Genomic DNA, 16,439 nt, shown 5'->3' with positions numbered 1-16,439 from the left:
GTGCGCAGCGTGGCGGCGACGGCCGCGGCGCGCTCGCCTTCATCCTCGGCCGCGAGGTTCAGATCCGTGTTCCAGCGGCCGTTGGCTGTACGCTCGCGCGGCGTGGGCGCGTGCAGGCTGCTGAGCGGCAGCGTTGGCTGCGCCATGAGCTGGCGCAGGCCGCGCTCCTCCGTGGCGTGGCTGACCTCGACGTGCGTGTAGCCGGAGGCGGCCGCCAGCTCGGCGAACGGCGCCATCTCGGCGGCGAAGCGATCCTGCTGCGCCCACATGGTAGAGAGCGCGACCTTGACGTCCATCGGCACCTCGGAGCGGCAGGTGTTACGGGCGCCGGGCGGCATCGTGCAGCGGGTTTGCCGGCGCGGGCAGCCGCCTCATAGTCTGCCACGCCGCCGCCGTAGCGCCTACCAGCGCCAGCGCCAGGCCGCAGAGCAGGCCTGGCCACGTGTCCCAGCCGAGCAGCCCGGGCAGCGCCCCGCCGATCGGCGCCGCGATCAGCGCCGCGAGCAGCGCGAGCAGGCTGGCGCGCGGCCGCAGCCGCAGCGTCGCCGCCAGCCAGCCGGCGAGGCCAAGGCACAGCCAGAGCAGCAGCTCAAGCGCGAAGAAGAGCGGCGCGGCCCCCATCCCCCAGCCCCTTCCCCCAATTCTAGGGGAAGGGGAGATCTACGGCGGGGATCGGGGCTGAAGGCGCGACACAGAGTCCCCCTCGCCCAGGATTGGGAGAGGGGGATGTGAAATGCGGTGAGGGCCGAACAGCGGCCTACTTCACCACGCTGTCGCCGTTGGCGATGCGCATGATGTCCACGAAGGTGATCGCGATCACGAAGGTGACGATCAGCGCGAAGCCGACGAGGTGCACCAGCGCCTCTTTCTCCGGCGCAATGCGCTTGCCGCGGCGCAGCAGCTCGATCACCACGAACAGCACGCGGCCGCCGTCCAGCATCGGCAGCGGCAGCGCGTTGACGATCGCCAGGTTGAGGCTGAGCAGCGCCGCCAGGTTCAGCAGCGAAACCCAGCCCGCCTCTTTGACGATCTGCCCCGTGGCCTGGGCGATGCCCACCGGCCCCTGCACCGTCGGCGCGCTGCGCGAGGCGAACCAGCTCACGACCTGGTTCTTCACCAGCACCATCGTGTCGTAGGTGTCGCGCAGGCCGTAGCCGACCGCCTGGATCGGGTTGTACGACTCGGCCTTGGAGTAGAGGTTGTCGGGGCAGAGCGCCCGCTTGCCGTCCGGACTGAAGATCTGGCAACTGCGCGCCGGGCCGATCTTGATGCCCGTCGGCCCCTGCTTCACGATTTGGCCCGTGTCCGGGTCTTTCTCGTTCGGCACCGACCAGCGCGCATAGGGGTGAACCACCAGCACCTCGCGGTTGCGCCGGACCGTCCAGTCCATCGTCGTGCCCTGGTTGAGCTGGATCAGCTTCGAGACGTCGCCGATGTTCTGGACTTTGCGCCCGTCGATCGAGAGGATCTCATCGCCGGGCTGCAGGCCGGCGCGCGCGGCGGGCGTGTCGGGCGAGACGTGCTCGATCCTGGCGCCCTCGATCGAGATGCGCTGCGGCACCATGTAGTTGATCGAGAAGAAGACAACGGGCAGCAGCGCGTTGATGAACACGCCGGCCAGCAGCACGATGATACGGATGCCCGGCGGCTTGGCGGCCAGTGTGCGCGGATTCTCCACACCGGAGCGCACGGCGGCGCGCGTGTTCATCGCGCCCACGCGCTGGCCGTCCTGCGCTGTGTTCACCTCCTCGGCGTCGGTTTCGCCAAGCATGCGCACGAAACCGCCCAGCGGCAGCGCGTTGATCGTGTACTCCGTCTCGCCGATCTTCTTGCCCCAGAGCCGCGGCGGGTAGCCGATGCCGAACTCCAGCACTTCGACGCCGGCAAGCTTGGCCGTGACGAAGTGGCCGATCTCATGCAGCACAACCAGCAGCACGAGGATGCCGGCGAAGGGCACAATCGAATCAAACAGTGTGGTGAACATGCGAATGCGTTAATCCCGCTGCGTTACCGCGCCGGCGAGCGCGACGCTGCCGGCTCGGCCTCGGCGTGGACGCGGATTCGGCGGCCCGCGTGCTCGCGCGCCCAGGCGTCCGCTTCGAGGATAGCGGCAAGATCCGCGTCCGCGCCCCCACGGTGCGCGCTCAGTGTCTCTTCGATCACGCCCGCGATCGCGGTGAAGCCGATCTCGCCGGCGAGAAATGCGGCCACCGCGACCTCGTCCGCGGCGGCCAGCACCGCCGGGTAGGCGCCGCCGCGCCGCCCCGCTTCGAGCGCCAGGCGCAGGCAGGGCAGCCGGTTCATGTCCAGCGTCTCGAAGTGCAGGGCGCCGGCCGCGGCCAGGTCCAGCGCCTGTGCGCCGTGCACCGGCAGCCGCTCCGGGTAGGTCAGGGCAAGCTGGATCGGCAGGCGCATGTCGGGCAGGCCGAGTTGCGCCTTCATCGCGCCATCGCTGAACTCGACCAGCGAATGCACGATGCTCTCGCGGTGCATGACGATCGCCACGCGCTCCAGCGGCACGTCGAACAGCCAGCGCGCCTCGATCGCCTCGAGTCCCTTGTTGAATAGCGTGGCGCAGTCGACCGTGATCTTGCGCCCCATCTGCCAGGTTGGGTGGCGCAGCGCCTGCTCCGGCGTCACCGTGCGCAGCTCGTCCAGCGAGCGATCGCGGAAGGCGCCGCCCGACGCCGTGAGAATCAGCCGGCTCACGTCTTCGGGCCGCTCGCCCCAGAGGCACTGCCAGATCGCGCTGTGCTCGCTGTCCACCGGGCGCAGGCTGCCGCCGCCGGCCGTCGCGGCCTCCTGCAGCAGCCCGCCGGCCATGATCAGCGCCTCTTTGTTGGCCAGCGCCACGGCCTTGCCCGCGCGCAGCGCCGCCAGCGCCGGCGCCAGGCCGACCTTGCCGGTCGTGGCCACGATCACGATGGCGATATCCGGATGCGTGGCGATCTCGTCGAGCGTGGCCCAGTGCGCCGAACCCGCTGCGAGCGCGGCGCGGTCCCCTTCGCGCTCGCAGGCGACGAGCGCGGGCTGCCACTGATCGATCTGCTGCTGGAAGAGGGAGAGATTGCGGCCCGCGGCGAGGCCGACGACACGGAAGCGATCGCGCAGGGCGCCGAGCACATCCAGTGACTGCGTCCCGATCGAGCCCGTGCAGCCGAGGATTGCGACGCCCGTCACAGAATCGCCCATCGCACGATGTAGTATAGCACCGCCCCCGCGAAGAGAATGCTGTCCAGCCGGTCGAGCACGCCGCCGTGGCCAGGGAAGAGGCGGCCCATATCCTTCACACCCAGCCGCCGTTTCACCGCCGACTCGGCCAGGTCGCCCAGCTCTGCGGCAAGGCCGATCGCCACGCCCAGCGCCGTGATCAGTATCGGCTTGTGCGGCAGGCCCAGCAGATAGTTGAGGGCCACGGTGGCGCCGGCGGCGCAGAGCATGCCGCCGATCGCGCCTTCGACCGTCTTCGCCGGGCTGACACGCGGCGCCAGCTTGTGCCGGCCCAGCAGCCGTCCCACGGCGTAGGCGCCCGTGTCGGTGGCGAAGACGGCGAGCAGCAGCAACAACAGCCAGCGCCCGCCCTGCGCCAGCCGCCGCACCAGCAGCAGGTGCACGCCCAGCCAGCCGATCCAGAGCATCGCCGCCGGCAGCACCAGCCAGATCGGCGGTCGCTGGTCCGGCGTCACGTCCGCCCGCGCCACGGCCGCGAGCAAGGCGAGCATGGCGGTTGCGGCGAGGATGCCGGCGCGCAGGTCGGTGTTGCCGTACACGGCCGGCACGAGCGCGGCCGCCAGCGCCGCACCGAGCCAGACCTCCGGCCGGCGCGAGCCGTAGCCGGCCGCGTGGCAAAACTCGAACACGCCGACGGCGAGCAAGAGTGCCAGCGCCACGGCGAAGGGTATGCCGCCGATCAGCACCAGCGCGATGACGACGGGCAGGCCCACGGCGGCGGTGAGCAAGCGAGGCAGCAGCACGCCGCTACCTTCGTTCAATCTCGCGCGGACCGCGATGACACCTGTCTCGCATCGCGCTCCGCGCGATCATGCGCGCTCGCCGGCTTCCTGCTCGGGGGCGCGGCCGAAGCGGCGCTCACGGCCGCCGAAGGCGGCGAGGGCGCGCTCGACCTCGTGCTCGTCGAAGTCCGGCCAGTAGGCGTCGGAGACGTAGTACTCGCTGTAGGCGCTCTGCCACATCAAAAAGTTGGAGAGGCGCATCTCGCCGGCGGTGCGCACGATCAGGTCGGGGTCGGGCAGGCCGGCGGTGTAGAGGCGTGAGGCGATCGCGGCCTCGTCGATCGTCTCGGCCGGCACGCCGTCCGCGACCAGGGCGCGCACGGCGTCCACGATCTCGGCGCGGCCGCCGTAGTTGAAGGCGATGCAGACGGTCATCCGTGTGTTGCCGGCCGTCAGCGCCTCCGCCTCGCGCACCTGTTTCTGGAGCGAGCGCGAGAGCCGGTCCAGCCGGCCGAGGTGGCGCACGCGGATGCCGTTCTCGTGCAGCTCGCGCAGCTCGCGCTTGATGAAACGGCCGGGCATGCGCAGCAGCCAGCCGACCTCCTGCTTCGGCCGGCTCCAGTTCTCGGTGGAGAAGGCGTAGAGCGTCAGGCATTCGACGCCGGCCTCGGCCATATGGCGGATCACGCGGCGCAGGTTCTCGGCGCCGGCGTCGTGTCCGGCCTTGCGCGAGAGGCCACGCTGCTTCGCCCAGCGGCCGTTGCCGTCCATGATGATCGCGACGTGGCGTGGCGCCGGAGCGCCCGGCCGGGGCATGGCCGACTCCGCCCATGGCTGAGCGGCGCCGGCCGCCGCAGAGGGTTCGCTGCCGGCTGCTGCCGAGCGAGTGCCGTTGCTGGGCGCCGCCGTGGAAGGCATCAGACCTCCATCAGCTCCTGTTCCTTCTGCTGGCCCAGCTTATCCACCTCGCCCACGCTGCCGTCGGTCAGCTTCTGCAGCTGATCCTGGACGCGGCGGGCCTCGTCAGCGGAGATCTCCTTGTTGCGCTCCAGCTTCTTGATCCCGTCGGAGGCGTCGCGGCGGATGTTGCGCACGGCCACGCGCCCCTCTTCGACGCGGGCGTGCACCATCTTCACCAGCTCTTTGCGGCGCTGCTCGTTGAGCGGCGGGATCGGCAGGCGGATCATGGCGCCGTCGTTGCTGGGGTTGAGGCCGAGGTCGGATTTCAGGATCGCCTTCTCGATCAGGCCCAGCGTGCTGCGGTCCCAGGGCTGGATCGTCAGCAGCCTGGCTTCCGGGGCGTTGACCGTGGCCATGTGTGTGATCGGCGTGGGCACGCCGTGCAGCTCGACGCGCACGTGCTCGACCAGGCCGGGGCTGGCGCGGCCGGAGCGGATCGAGGCCAGCTCGCGCCGCGTCGCCTCCACCGTTTTGTTCATGTGATCTTTGGCGGTGGCCATGACATCCTGAATCACAGTTCACCTCACGCACACAGACCGCAGCCCGGCGCCCATGTTCAGGCTACGCCACGGAGCTGCCTTCGACGAGCACCGTCTCCTTGCCGCCGACGAAGGTGCCGATCTGCTCGCCGGCCACGGCGCGTTCGATGCTGTGCTCGGCGGCCAGGTCGAAGACAATGATCGGCAGATCGTTCTCCATGCACAGGGCGAGCGCCGTGCTGTCCATCACCGCAAGGCGCCGCGCCAGGGCTTCACTGTAACTGACGCGCTGGAACTTGCGCGCTCCGGGGACTTTACTCGGGTCCGCGTCGTAGACGCCGTCCACGCGGTTCTTCGCCATCAGCAGCACTTCGGCGCCGATCTCGACGGCGCGCAAGGCGGCAGCCGTGTCCGTGGACATGTAGGGGTTGCCGGTGCCGGCGGCGAAGATCACGATCCGCCCTTTTTCGAGGTGGCGGATCGCGCGGCGGTAGATGTAGGGCTCGGCCACCTGGGCGATGTTGATCGCCGTCTGCGTGCGCACGACGAGCCCGATCTTCTCCAGTTCCGACTGCAGGGCGAGCGCGTTGATCACCGTGGCCAGCATGCCGGCGTAGTCGGCGGTGGCCCGTTCCATGCCCGCCTCGCTGGCCGCGGCGCCGCGCCAGATGTTGCCGCCGCCGACGACGATGGCGATCTCGGTGGCGAGCATGGCGGCGTTCTGGATCTGCCGTGCGATCAGGTGGAGCACATCGTTGTCGATGCCGTAGGCCGCGTCACCGCGCAGGGCCTCGCCGCTGAGCTTGAGCACGATTCGTCGGTAAGCCGGTCCCGGCATGGCTATCCCTTCGGGTAGGGCGTGGGGTGTGGAAACGCGATCGGCGCTGTTGCGGCGCCCGCTGCACCCGACACCGCCAACCCTCCCTACTGCCCCAGCTCGTAGCGCTGGAAGCGGCGCACGCGTACGACTTCGCCCGTGGTGCGGCTGACCTCGGCCACGAGATCGGCGATCGTGCGGCCGGAGTCGCGGATGAAAGGCTGGCTCAGCAGCGCCAGCTCCTCCGGCTTGCCCTCTTCGCCGGCCGGAATCTCGTTCGCGTCCAGGTATTGCGGGTTCATCGACGCGATCTGCAGCGCTACGTCGTGCGCGAGCGTGCGAAACGCCTCGTTGCGGGCGACGAAGTCCGTCTCGCAGTTCAGCTCCACCAGCACGCCGATGCGGCCGCCGTGCACATAGGCTTCGATCAGCCCCTGCGACGCCTCGCGGTCCTGGCGTCGCGCCATCTTCTCGGCGCCCTCTTCTTCAAGGATGAGCGTGGCGCGCTTCCACTGCGCGTCGCCGCTCAGCCCCTCGGCCTCGGCCTTCTCCAGCGCCTTCTTGCAGGCCATCACGCCGGCGCCGCTCTCGTCGCGCAGCTTCTTAACCATGTCGGGCGACACTGCCATCGCTCTCGTTTCCTCTCCAGTCCGCCGCGCGACGGGTGCGCGGCACAGGCCGTGCGCCGCCCGCGCGGAGCGTGCCCTCCGCGTGGGGCGCTGCTGCCCGGGTTGAATGCCGCCGCGCCGCGGCAGCGATTACGACTCGGTTTCGGCGCTCTGCGCTTCTTCCTCGCCCGCCGCGTCCGCCGGCGCCGGCGGCTCCTCGTCGGGCGAGGCGCTGAAGGTGGCGCTCACGTCCATGCCCTCCAGGTTGGCGGAGAGCCCTTCTTGCTCGGCGTACTCGCGCGCCTGGGCGCCTTCGAGCGCGGCGTCGGCGAGGCGGCCGGTGATCAGCTTGACGGCGCGGATCGCGTCGTCGTTGGAAGGAATGGGGTAGTCGATCACGTCCGGGTTGCTGTTCGTGTCGCACATCGCCACGATCGGCACGCCCAGCCGCACCGCCTCGGTGATAGCGATGTGTTCTTTGGGCGTATCGACGATGAACAGCGCGACGGGCAGGCGCGTCATCTCCTTGACGCCGCCGAAGTGCCGGTTCAGCCGCTCGATCTCTTCGTCGAGCTGGCCGATCTCCTTCTTGGGCAGCCGGTCGAACTCGCCGCGCGCCTTCGCCTCTTCCAGCCGCACCAAATGGTCGATGCGCGACTGGATCGTCTGGAAGTTGGTGAGCGTGCCGCCCAGCCAGCGGTTGTTGACATAGGGCATGTGGCAGCGCTTCGCCTCGGTCTCGATCGCCTCTTGCGCCTGCTTCTTGGTGCCGACGAAGAGCAGCGTGCCGCCGCCGGCGACGAGATCGCGCACGAAGTCGTAGGCCGTGTTCAGGCGCGTCACCGTTTGCTGCAGGTCGAGGATGTGGATGCCGTTGCGCTCGGTGAAGATGAAGCGCCGCATGCGCGGATCCCAGCGGCGCGTCTGGTGGCCGAAGTGTACGCCGGCCTCAAGCAGTTGCTTCATCGAGATTTGTGGTGGCATGCTGCGCTTCCTCTCTCGCTCGCGCGGCGCCGCCGCTTGCCGGCCGCGCCGCACTCCAGGCGCCGCAAATTTGCCGCAGGCCATCACGGCGCTGCGGCAGACGCCCGCTGTTCGGTCTGTATCCGCCTGTCAGGCTACCACGGGCGCACGGCGCCGGCAAGCCGGGAAACGGTTTGATAATGTGATCAATTATTAGCAGCAATTGCACCAGAGTGCTAAATCGCCTAGAATTGTCATGGATTCGTCTCGCGGCAGCCGCCGCGAATTCCCCGGCCATCGCCACCGGAACGGTCCAGGAGGACGCGGATGCCGCGTTACGACTACCGCTGCAACGTTTGCGGGCATCAGTATGAAAAGCGCGAGGGCTTCAACGCCCCGTCGGTGCAGGAATGCCCCGTCTGCCAGGGCGAGGCCCGGCGCGTGCTGACGCCGCCGGCGATCGTCTTCAAGGGCAGCGGCTGGTACGTCACCGACAGCCGCAAGAGCGGCGCCGGCACCGACCGCGGCGAGCCCGCGGCGGCGAGCAGCGAGGCGGCGAAGCCCGCCGAATCCGGCGCACCGGCCGCGAGCGACTCGTCCAGCTCGTCCACCAGTTCGGCTGCCCCGGCCGCCGCGGCCGACTGAGACCACCGGGCCGCGAGCCCTCGGCCTGGCATCCGCTCACGCCGGCTCTGGCAACCCTGCCCGCGGGCCGCTGCAGACGGCGCCGCCGGCCAGCGATCGGGTAACCATGCGCGCCGTTCTGCAGCGTGTCGAGCGTGCCTCCGTCGAAGTCGATGGCCGCGAGATCGCGGCGATCGGACCGGGCATGCTCGTGCTGCTTGGCGTGGCCGCCGGCGATAGCGAGGCCGACGCCGAATGGACGGCCCGCAAGCTGGCCGAGGTGCGCATCTTCGCCGACGCGGCGGGCCGCTTCAACCGTGGCGTCTCCGAGGTCGGCGGCGCGGCGCTGGTCGTGAGCCAGTTCACCCTGCTGGGCGACACGCGCCACGGCCGCCGGCCCGGCTTCACCGCCGCTGCGCCGCCCGAGATCGCCGCGCCGCTGGTCGAGCGCGTGGCGGCGCTGCTGCGCGAGCGCGGCGTGCCGGCGCAGACGGGCATGTTCGGCGCGAAGATGCGCGTGTCGCTGGTCAACGACGGCCCGGTGACGCTGATCTTCGACTCGCGCGCCCGCGAATCGTCGTGACATAGGCTATTCCCACGCGCCTTGACCGTCACGGCACGATAGCCGACAAATGGGAGCGGCGCGGCCCCGCGTTGCTCCCCACCCGGCTGTGCCAGCCATCTCACCTGGCGAAGGAGCCAGCGATGCGGCAACCCGGCCTCCGCGCGCGAATCGACCGCCGCCGCTTCCTCAGCAGCATTCCCGTCTTCGCCGGCGCCGGCCTGGCGCTCGCCGCCTCGCTGCGCGGCGCCCGCGCTGACGACGACCCCAACGACATCATCACCGTGCCGATCCCGGCCAACATCGCGCCCGGCGAGCACTGGGTGGACGTGAACCTCTCGCAGCAGGCGGCCTGCGCCATGTCCGGCGGCGAGATCGTACGCGTGGTGCTGGTGACGACGGGCATGCCCGGCTGGGAGACGCCGCGGGGCCAGTTCCGCATCCTCTACCGCGTGGCCGACGAGACGATGACCTCGGCCGGCATCGGCATTCCGATCGACAGCCCGGACGGCTACGACCTCGACCACGTGCTCTGGACGCAGTACTTCACCAACGAAGGCCACGCGCTGCACGACAACTACTGGCGCCCGCTCTCCGTCTTCGGCCGCACGCCCACCAGCCACGGCTGCGTCGGCATGGTCGAATCCGACGCCCACTTCATGTGGAGCTGGGTCGGCGTGGGCGACCTGGTCAACATTCATGCATAGGGCGCAGGGCGCAGGGTGTAGGGTCTGCCAGGTTGTTCGTGGCCGCGGCGGCCCGGCGTAGCTCTGTGCCTTCAGGATCGCGGACGAACACACTCACTTCCTCTGATGTCTTCGCTTCCTCCGAGCGCGGCGGCGCGCGTCGCCGGCCGCCGCGCGCCGCCGCTATGGCGTACCATGTCGGGATACACGATCGGGAAACCGACGCACGGTGCGAGCGGTGAGACGAGGGGGCGGCGATGCGTACGCTGCGGACCTATGCGGCGGTGGTGCTGACCACGACGCAGAGCGCGCTGGCCTATCCGTTGGAGACCTTCGCCCGCACGGGATTCATGCTCGTCGTGATCTTCGTCTTCATCCAGCTCTGGTCCGTGACCTTCCGCGTCTCGGGCTAGGGCAGCATCGCCGGCTACGACTTTCGCCGCATGGTCTGGTACCTCGTGATCACGGAGACGATCGTGCTGAGCGTGGCGCGTGTCTCCGACCTGATCGACCAGCAGGTGAAGAGCGGCGAGCTGGCCTACACGCTGGCGAAGCCGTACTCGTATCCGCTCTTCCACTTCGCCCAGTACCTGGGCGGGGTGCTGCTGGCGCTGCCGGCCAACTTCCTCGCCGGCGCGGCGCTGGCGCTCGTCTTCGCCGGCCCGCCGCCGACGAATGCGGCCGCCTGGCCAGTGATCGCGCTGGCGGCGCTGCTGGCGATCTGCCTGCACTTCGCCGTGGGACTCAGCATCGGCCTGCTCGCCTTCTGGTTCGAGGACACCAACGCCTTCTACTGGATCTACCAGAAGCTGACCTTCGTGCTCGGCGGGCTCTATCTGCCGCTCAGCCTCTTCCCGTCCACGCTGCGCGCCGTCGCCCAGCGGCTGCCGTTCAGCGCCCTGGCCTACGCGCCGGCGCGGCTCTCGGCGCAGTTCGATCTGCGGCTCGCCGCGGGCACGCTGCTCACGCAGCTCGCCTGGCTGCTGGCGCTGGGCGGCGTGGCGCTGTTGATCTACCGCGGCGGTGTGCGCCGCGTGAACGTGAACGGGGGCTGAACGATGCTGCGCCAGTTGCGCTTCGTGCGGGCCTACGTCGCGCTCAACTTCGCGGCGGCGATGGAGTACCGCGCGGCCTTCCTCTCGCAGGTGCTGGGCATGATGGCGAACAATGCGATCGTGGCCGTCTTCTGGTGGATCTTCTTCCTGCGCTTCCCCAACGTCGCCGGCTGGCGCCTCTCGGACGAGCTGCTGATCTGGGCGGTGGTCGCCACCTCGTTCGGGCTGGCGAACGGTATCTTCGGCAACTGCGCCCGCATCGCCACACTGATCATGCAGGGGCAGCTCGACTACTACCTGGCCCTGCCCAAAGACGCGCTGCTGCACGCGCTGGTCAGCCGCATGGGGCCCTCGGCCTGGGGCGACGCGGCCTTCGGCGTGCTCGTCTTTCTGCTCGCCGGGCAGCCCTCGCCAGGGCGGGTGCTGCTCTTCGCGCTGTTCTCGGCCACGGGCTGCACGATCTTCGTCGCCTACGGCGTGCTGACCGGCTCGCTCGCCTTCTGGACCGGCGGCGCCGAGGCGGCCGCGCAGCAGGCGGGCAACGCGCTGACGAACTTCGCGCTCTACCCCGGCGGCGTCTTCCGCGACTGGGTGCGCCTGCTCACCTTCACGCTGATTCCCGCCGGGGCGCTGAGCCATCTGCCCGTGGCGCTGCTGCGCCGGCCGCAACCGGCCGAGATCGCCGGCGTTGTCGCCTTCGCGGCCGGCTCACTGGCGCTGGCGGTCGCCGTCTTTCAGCTCGGCCTGCGCCGCTACCAGTCCGGCAACCTGGTGGATCTGCGCGGCTGAGGCGACCTGTTACTGGTTTGTGTCCGTGGCGTAGGGGAAGCGCCGGATCCCCGTCCCGCCGCGCGGCAGCGATCCTTGAGGCAGAGCGTACGTTGCGCCGGCGGCGCACGCCTGAACGCGGGCCCGGCACGGGCCCTGCAAGCGAGTCGCCGCAGCATGAGTCGATCGGATCGCCGGGCCGCGGCCCACGCCGCGGCGGAGCAGTTGTTTTGGGATCGCCGTCTGCTGGAAGAGTGCCAGCAGGCGGAGCGCTGCGGGCATACGTTTGTACTCATCCTGCTCTCGCTCGACGGCAGCCCGGCCGGCGTCTCCTCCGAAACCGTCGATCTCGTCGGCGACAGCCTGCGCACCGGCGTGCGCCAGAGCGACCTCGTCGCCCGCGTCGGCCCCACCCTCTACGCGGCGCTGCTGATCGGCGCCAACCCGGAGTTTGCCGACAGCGTCGGCGAGCGGCTCGCCGGCCACGTGCGCAGCGACGCCGGCTCACTCGTGCGCGAGCTGGCGACGCTGCCCCTGCACTTCGGTGTGGGCGTGTTCGACGGCGCGGGCGAAACCGCCGAGGCCCTGATCGCCACGGCTGCCCGCGATCTCGCCGCACGACGCTACGCCGGCGCCGAGTACACGGCCCCGCCAGCCTGATCGGGCCACTCCCCGATCGCGCGGCGCCCGCGACAATTCGACCCCCCCGCCGCGGCAGCGCCGGCGGCGCCGAGCGGCGACCGCCGAAAATTGTATCTCGATCGTGCCATAAGTCGCGTAACGAATCCGGATGCGAAGCGTTCCAGGCAGGCAAGAGCAGGTGATGGCGCGACCGGCGCCACAGCCCGCTCGGCGTGACCACCGCCCGTGCAGGGTATTATGGAATGCGTCGCCACTAGCCGATACTTGCTGTGTCTGCCGCGCCTGTTCTGGCGCGAACCGGCGAAGGAGCAAGCACGGAGCGTGCAGAGGCGCGCCGATTTGACCGCTGTGCCGCCCGAGAGCGAGCAACTCGCACAGACCGGCGCGCCGTTCGGGGCGTACGCCGATCTCGAGGCGGAGCCGCGTCTGCTCGACGCCGCGATCGACGGCGATGACGCCGCCTTCGCCGGTCTCTACGATCTGCACCTGACACGCGTCTATCGCCACGTCTTCTACCGCGTGGGCAACCGCGCCGACGCGGAGGACCTGACCCAGCAGGTGTTCCTCCAGGCCTGGCGCGCGATCGCCCGCTATCAGCGCACCGGCGCCCCGTTCATCGCCTGGCTGCTGACGATCGCCCACAACCTGATCGTCAGCTTTTACCGGCAGGCGAAGGACCGGCCGGCGCTCGATCTTGACCCGGTGGCCGCCGAGCGCTGGTCGAATCCCGAGCACGAGGTGCTGGCCGAATACGACCGCCTGGCCGTGCGCGCCGCTGTCTTGCGGCTCAAGCCCGAGCAGCAGCACGTCGTGACCATGCGCTTTCTGGAGAACTTCGACTACGCGACGATCGCCGGCGCGCTCGGCAAGAGCGAAGGCAACGTGCGCGTGATTCAGCACCGCGCCCTCAACGAGCTGCGCCGGCTGCTGCGGCAGGAGGTGGCCGGCTGATGCCTGAGCCTGCTCCTGAACAGCTTGAGTCGTTCCTCGCCGAGATCGAAAGCGGCCATCTCGTTTTCGAAGGCTCCGACCCGTGGCGTGGCGCCGAACGGGCCGAGCCGCAGGCGATGGCCGAGATCGCTGGTGCGATCGGCCCGCCGCCGGATGTCTCGCCCGACCCCGCCTTCCGCATCCGGGCGCGCGCAGCACTCATTCGGCAGATGCACCAGGAGCGGGCGCTGCGGGCGGCGGCGCCGCGCCGCGGCTGGCTCCTTCATGGCCTGCTGGCGCCGGGCCGCCCCGCCTGGATGCTGCCCGCCGCGGCGGCGCTGGTGCTGTTGCTCATCGCGGGCATGGGCGGCGGCGCCGTCTACGCCGCGCAAGACAGCCTGCCCGGCGATACCTTCTACCCGGTGAAGACGGCGATCGAGAGCTTCCAGGTCTTCGCCAGCAGCGACGACAGCGCCGCTGCCCAGTTGCACCTCGACCTGGCCACCCGCCGGGTGCACGAGGTGCAGCGGGCGCTGGCGAAAGGTCGGATCGGCGCCGCGGCGGAGGCCGCCAACGCCTACATTCGGGAGATCAACGCCGCGCGCGGGCGGATCGCCACCATCGCGGCGCGCGGCGGCGATGTCGCCCAGTTGAGCGCACGCTTTGGCGCCGAGCTCGCCCGGCAAGCCACGCTGCTCGCGGCTGCCGAGCAGGTGGCGCCGCCCGGGGCTTTGCCAGCCGTGAGCAGCGCCCTTGCGAGCGCTCAGGCCGGGTTGTCGCCGGAAGCCGCGGATACGTCCGAGGCACCAGCCGGGCCGCAGACTCTACAGGCGGACACGGCCACCCCGCAACAGGCCTCGCCCGCCGCCAGTTCCAGCAGCGCGCCCAGCGCCGCGCCCGCGGCCACCGCGCTGGCGTCCGGACCAACCACGGCGCCCACGGCGGCCTCGGCCGCGCCCGATACGGCAACGCCCGCCCCGGCGACGGCAGCCAGCGAAGTCGGCTCGCCCTCACCTCCGGCCACCGCACCACAGGGCCGGCGCGCGGCGCCCGCATCGGCTGCGCCGCCGGTGGCGCCGCCCGCCGCGCAGCCGGTCGCCCGGCCTCCGCGCATCCAGCCCGCCGCGGCGCCGACACCGGAAGAGGCGGTTGCGCCCACGGCAGCGGTCGAGCATACACCGCGGGCTGGTGGCGGCCCGGGCGGCTCTGAAGGCGACCAGGGAGCCGCACCACCCACGCGCGTGGCCTCGCCGGCGAGCAGCGGGCCGACCGGTGGCACTGCGGGTGGCAACAGCGGCCAGGGCAGCGGCGCCGCGAACGGCAACAGTGGCGGCGGTACGACAGGCGGCAGCCCATCCGGTGGCTCAAGCGCCGGCTTCGGCAGCACCTCGGCGGGCGGCGCCTCCGGAGGCGCCGCCACCGCCGGCACGACCGGTGGCTTGACCACAGGCGGTGGGACGAGCGGCGGAACGGCCACGAGCGGGACGGCTGGTGGTGGAACGAGTGGTGGGACGACTACCGGAGGAACATCCGGCGGCGCATCCACGAGCGGCACGTCCACCGGCGGGACGACGGGTGGCACGACGACCGGCGGCACCACCAGCGGCACGACTGGCGGGACGACCACCGGTGGCACAACTGGCGGGACGACGGGTGGAACAACAACCGGAGGCAGCACGGGCGGCACCACCACGGGCGCCACGACCGGCGGCGGAACCACGACGGGTGGCACCACGACGGGCGGCTCTACCGGCGGCACGACAGGGGCGACAACCGGAGGCAATGGCAATGCCAACGGCAACGCCAACGGGAATGCGAACGGCAACGCCAACGGCAACGCGACCGGCCATGCCAACGGGAATGCGAACGGCAACGCCAACGGCGCCGGCGGCCATTAGCCAGCCGGTGGCGGCTGCCGCCGATCCGGCCGGCGAACCGGCGCCCGCAGTCGACGGCTGAGTGGCCGCAGCGCTGGTTCAGTGGTCGGCGGTTCGCCGGCGACGGCTCGTCCCGGCAGCCCGCGGCGAACGAGCAGCCAGGACGTCCAGCATCGCGCGCGATGCGGGGGTATGGCGCTGCGCCGGGCCGGCTGCCCCGCCCATCGGACGACGGGCGCTACGGTCGCGGAACGCCGAGCAGGCGCAGAAACTCGGGGCCGAGGCCCGCTTCGCCCGCGGGATCGCACGGCGCGCCGTACAGCATCATGTTCAGATCGAGTACCTGCCCAATGCCCATCCACAGGCAGGCGATCGCCTCTGCATCGGCGCGCGCGTCGAAGACGCCCTGCTCCTGTCCGCGCCGGATCACGCCCAGGGACAGCCGCTGCACTTCGGCGTAGCCGTCGCGCAGCAGCGTGCGCACATCCTCGTCTTCCGCTTCGGCGGTGGCGCGCATGCGCAGGCGGATCGGATCGGGATCGGTCGTCAGGCTGCGCTCATACCACGCGCCCAGCGCCATCAGCGTGCGATCGGCGCGGCCGCCGGCATCGATGATCCGTACCCACTCCTCCCTGACCCGCGCGCAGGTGCGTGCAAGGGCGGCGAGATACAGTTCGCGCTTCGACGCGAAGTGCCGGTAGATCGTCGGCTCGGTTACGCCGGCCTCGCGTGCGATCTCCGCCGTGCCCGCCGCACGATAGGGCGTGCGCGCAAAGACGCGCACCGCCGCATCCACCAGCGTCTCCCGTCGCACCTCGGCCGGCTGCTTGCGCGCCCGTGGCCGTCGCTGGTCCGCCTGAACCACGCCTCGCTCCTTGCCGCGTCAGGGACCAGTCGCCGCAGCCGGATAATAGTGAGTCTCCACTACTTCAGTCAAGCCCCGGACGGCCGCGAGCGCCGCTTCACCCACGGATGAAGCGGCGCTCGCGGCGTTGCTGCCACGCGGGCGTGGCGCGCTAGCCGCCGGCGCTCGTGGCGCAGGGGTTGTGATCCAGCACCTGGCGGAAGTTGTTGAAGCGATGGATCGCTGCGCCGCCGCCGCCGAGTGCCGTGTAGGCCAGGCTCAGCAGCGGGCCGTACTCGGCAGTCGAGGTGCCGCCGAAGGTCTCCTTCGTGCCGGGAATGTTGGCGCCACCCAGTTGCCAGCGGCAGCCGTTGCCGTCGCCCGCGGTGGTGTAGATCGGATAGAAGCTGGCGCCCACCGGCGGGTTGACGCAGTTCGCCCCCGTGCTGCGGTTGCAGGCCGGGCTGGTGGCGAACTCGATGCGCGGCAGGTCCGCTTCGAAGGCGACGCGGTCGAACGGCTTCAGGTTGTTCGCCGGCCCGAACAACGGGCTGGTGAACTCGACCGCCCGCGGGTGCAGCCGCACGTCCGCGCTGCGATCCGTCACGGAGCCCGGCCAGACGTTCAGATAGGGCACACCGTCGAAGTCCGTGTCCGTTCCGAGGCAGCCG

21 protein-coding genes are annotated in these 16,439 nt (G+C 70.7%); 9 read left to right on the top strand and 12 right to left on the bottom strand.

The window, feature by feature from the left end; all coding sequences use genetic code 11:
• The 10 genes from VKV26_00105 to rpsB form a co-directional block, all read right to left on the bottom strand.
• The coding region (locus tag VKV26_00105) for a hypothetical protein (protein HLZ68286.1) at positions 1–296 on the bottom strand (296 nt) is incomplete at its 3' end.
• Positions 297–318: 22 nt separating this feature from the next.
• Positions 319–621 (bottom strand): hypothetical protein, encoded by a 303-nt coding sequence (locus VKV26_00100; protein HLZ68285.1) that lies wholly within the window; start codon positions 619–621, stop codon positions 319–321.
• Between the two features lie 136 nt (positions 622–757).
• Positions 758–1,984, bottom strand: a complete 1,227-nt coding sequence (locus tag VKV26_00095; protein ID HLZ68284.1) for a M50 family metallopeptidase — start codon at positions 1,982–1,984, stop codon at positions 758–760.
• Between the two features lie 23 nt (positions 1,985–2,007).
• The gene (gene dxr / locus VKV26_00090; protein HLZ68283.1) at positions 2,008–3,180 is read right to left on the bottom strand and encodes a 1-deoxy-D-xylulose-5-phosphate reductoisomerase; all 1,173 of its coding nucleotides are present in this window, start codon (positions 3,178–3,180) and stop codon (positions 2,008–2,010) included.
• Entirely contained in the window at positions 3,177–3,974 is a 798-nt protein-coding gene (locus VKV26_00085) for a phosphatidate cytidylyltransferase (protein HLZ68282.1), read from the bottom strand. The genes dxr and VKV26_00085 overlap by 4 nt, the downstream gene beginning before the upstream one ends.
• Before the next feature lie 66 nt (positions 3,975–4,040).
• On the bottom strand, positions 4,041–4,769 hold the full coding sequence (gene uppS / locus VKV26_00080; GenBank protein ID HLZ68281.1) for a polyprenyl diphosphate synthase: 729 nt from the start codon (positions 4,767–4,769) through the stop codon (positions 4,041–4,043).
• Between the two features lie 101 nt (positions 4,770–4,870).
• On the bottom strand, positions 4,871–5,428 hold the full coding sequence (gene frr, locus VKV26_00075; GenBank protein HLZ68280.1) for a ribosome recycling factor: 558 nt from the start codon (positions 5,426–5,428) through the stop codon (positions 4,871–4,873).
• A 46-nt stretch (positions 5,429–5,474) separates the two neighbouring features.
• Positions 5,475–6,230 (bottom strand): UMP kinase, encoded by a 756-nt coding sequence (gene pyrH / locus VKV26_00070; protein HLZ68279.1) that lies wholly within the window; start codon positions 6,228–6,230, stop codon positions 5,475–5,477.
• Between the two features lie 86 nt (positions 6,231–6,316).
• A complete protein-coding gene (locus VKV26_00065; GenBank protein ID HLZ68278.1) occupies positions 6,317–6,838 on the bottom strand; it encodes an elongation factor Ts in 522 nt (173 codons plus the stop codon).
• Positions 6,839–6,967: 129 nt separating this feature from the next.
• Complete coding sequence (rpsB, locus tag VKV26_00060; protein ID HLZ68277.1) at positions 6,968–7,801, bottom strand: 30S ribosomal protein S2; 834 nt, start codon at positions 7,799–7,801, stop codon at positions 6,968–6,970.
• A gap of 306 nt (positions 7,802–8,107) precedes the next feature.
• Between rpsB and VKV26_00055 the strand changes: the two genes are divergently transcribed.
• From VKV26_00055 to VKV26_00015, 9 genes are all read left to right on the top strand, one after another.
• Entirely contained in the window at positions 8,108–8,425 is a 318-nt protein-coding gene (locus tag VKV26_00055) for an FmdB family zinc ribbon protein (protein HLZ68276.1), read from the top strand.
• 106 nt (positions 8,426–8,531) lie between these two features.
• Positions 8,532–8,987: a D-aminoacyl-tRNA deacylase gene (gene dtd / locus VKV26_00050; GenBank protein ID HLZ68275.1), complete on the top strand. Its 456-nt coding sequence runs from the start codon at positions 8,532–8,534 to the stop codon at positions 8,985–8,987.
• Between the two features lie 122 nt (positions 8,988–9,109).
• A complete protein-coding gene (locus VKV26_00045; GenBank protein ID HLZ68274.1) occupies positions 9,110–9,673 on the top strand; it encodes a L,D-transpeptidase in 564 nt (187 codons plus the stop codon).
• 236 nt (positions 9,674–9,909) lie between these two features.
• Entirely contained in the window at positions 9,910–10,065 is a 156-nt protein-coding gene (locus VKV26_00040) for a hypothetical protein (GenBank protein HLZ68273.1), read from the top strand.
• Between the two features lie 6 nt (positions 10,066–10,071).
• Positions 10,072–10,707 (top strand): ABC-2 family transporter protein, encoded by a 636-nt coding sequence (locus VKV26_00035; GenBank protein ID HLZ68272.1) that lies wholly within the window; start codon positions 10,072–10,074, stop codon positions 10,705–10,707.
• 3 nt (positions 10,708–10,710) lie between these two features.
• Positions 10,711–11,496 (top strand): ABC-2 family transporter protein, encoded by a 786-nt coding sequence (locus VKV26_00030; protein ID HLZ68271.1) that lies wholly within the window; start codon positions 10,711–10,713, stop codon positions 11,494–11,496.
• Positions 11,497–11,652: 156 nt separating this feature from the next.
• Positions 11,653–12,135 (top strand): hypothetical protein, encoded by a 483-nt coding sequence (locus VKV26_00025; protein ID HLZ68270.1) that lies wholly within the window; start codon positions 11,653–11,655, stop codon positions 12,133–12,135.
• Between the two features lie 303 nt (positions 12,136–12,438).
• Positions 12,439–13,068, top strand: a complete 630-nt coding sequence (locus VKV26_00020) for a sigma-70 family RNA polymerase sigma factor (protein HLZ68269.1) — start codon at positions 12,439–12,441, stop codon at positions 13,066–13,068.
• A complete protein-coding gene (locus VKV26_00015) occupies positions 13,068–14,945 on the top strand; it encodes a DUF5667 domain-containing protein (protein ID HLZ68268.1) in 1,878 nt (625 codons plus the stop codon). The genes VKV26_00020 and VKV26_00015 overlap by 1 nt, the downstream gene beginning before the upstream one ends.
• A gap of 217 nt (positions 14,946–15,162) precedes the next feature.
• On the opposite strand, the gene VKV26_00010 is transcribed toward VKV26_00015, so the two are convergent.
• Positions 15,163–15,720, bottom strand: a complete 558-nt coding sequence (locus VKV26_00010) for a helix-turn-helix domain-containing protein (protein ID HLZ68267.1) — start codon at positions 15,718–15,720, stop codon at positions 15,163–15,165.
• 220 nt (positions 15,721–15,940) lie between these two features.
• The coding region (locus VKV26_00005; protein HLZ68266.1) for a hypothetical protein at positions 15,941–16,439 on the bottom strand (499 nt) is incomplete at its 5' end.

It is taken from the genome of Dehalococcoidia bacterium, assembly GCA_035310145.1.
Lineage (GTDB): Bacteria > Chloroflexota > Dehalococcoidia > CAUJGQ01 > CAUJGQ01 > CALFMN01.
The sequence above is the reverse complement of the archived record's forward strand: the minus strand, read 5'-3'. Positions and strand labels throughout refer to the sequence as shown.

Excerpts from the sequence above, each read along its gene's own strand:
- VKV26_00100 (HLZ68285.1), bottom strand. The coding sequence starts at position 621 with ATGGGGGCCGCGCCGCTCTTCTTCGCGCTTGAGCTGCTGCTCTGGCTG.
- VKV26_00095 (HLZ68284.1), bottom strand. The coding sequence starts at position 1,984 with ATGTTCACCACACTGTTTGATTCGATTGTGCCCTTCGCCGGCATCCTC.
- uppS (HLZ68281.1), bottom strand. The coding sequence starts at position 4,769 with ATGCCCCGGCCGGGCGCTCCGGCGCCACGCCACGTCGCGATCATCATG.
- pyrH (HLZ68279.1), bottom strand. The coding sequence starts at position 6,230 with ATGCCGGGACCGGCTTACCGACGAATCGTGCTCAAGCTCAGCGGCGAG.
- VKV26_00065 (HLZ68278.1), bottom strand. The coding sequence starts at position 6,838 with ATGGCAGTGTCGCCCGACATGGTTAAGAAGCTGCGCGACGAGAGCGGC.
- rpsB (HLZ68277.1), bottom strand. The coding sequence starts at position 7,801 with ATGCCACCACAAATCTCGATGAAGCAACTGCTTGAGGCCGGCGTACAC.
- VKV26_00055 (HLZ68276.1), top strand. The coding sequence starts at position 8,108 with ATGCCGCGTTACGACTACCGCTGCAACGTTTGCGGGCATCAGTATGAA.
- dtd (HLZ68275.1), top strand. The coding sequence starts at position 8,532 with ATGCGCGCCGTTCTGCAGCGTGTCGAGCGTGCCTCCGTCGAAGTCGAT.
- VKV26_00045 (HLZ68274.1), top strand. The coding sequence starts at position 9,110 with ATGCGGCAACCCGGCCTCCGCGCGCGAATCGACCGCCGCCGCTTCCTC.
- VKV26_00040 (HLZ68273.1), top strand. The coding sequence starts at position 9,910 with ATGCGTACGCTGCGGACCTATGCGGCGGTGGTGCTGACCACGACGCAG.
- VKV26_00030 (HLZ68271.1), top strand. The coding sequence starts at position 10,711 with ATGCTGCGCCAGTTGCGCTTCGTGCGGGCCTACGTCGCGCTCAACTTC.
- VKV26_00025 (HLZ68270.1), top strand. The coding sequence starts at position 11,653 with ATGAGTCGATCGGATCGCCGGGCCGCGGCCCACGCCGCGGCGGAGCAG.
- VKV26_00015 (HLZ68268.1), top strand. The coding sequence starts at position 13,068 with ATGCCTGAGCCTGCTCCTGAACAGCTTGAGTCGTTCCTCGCCGAGATC.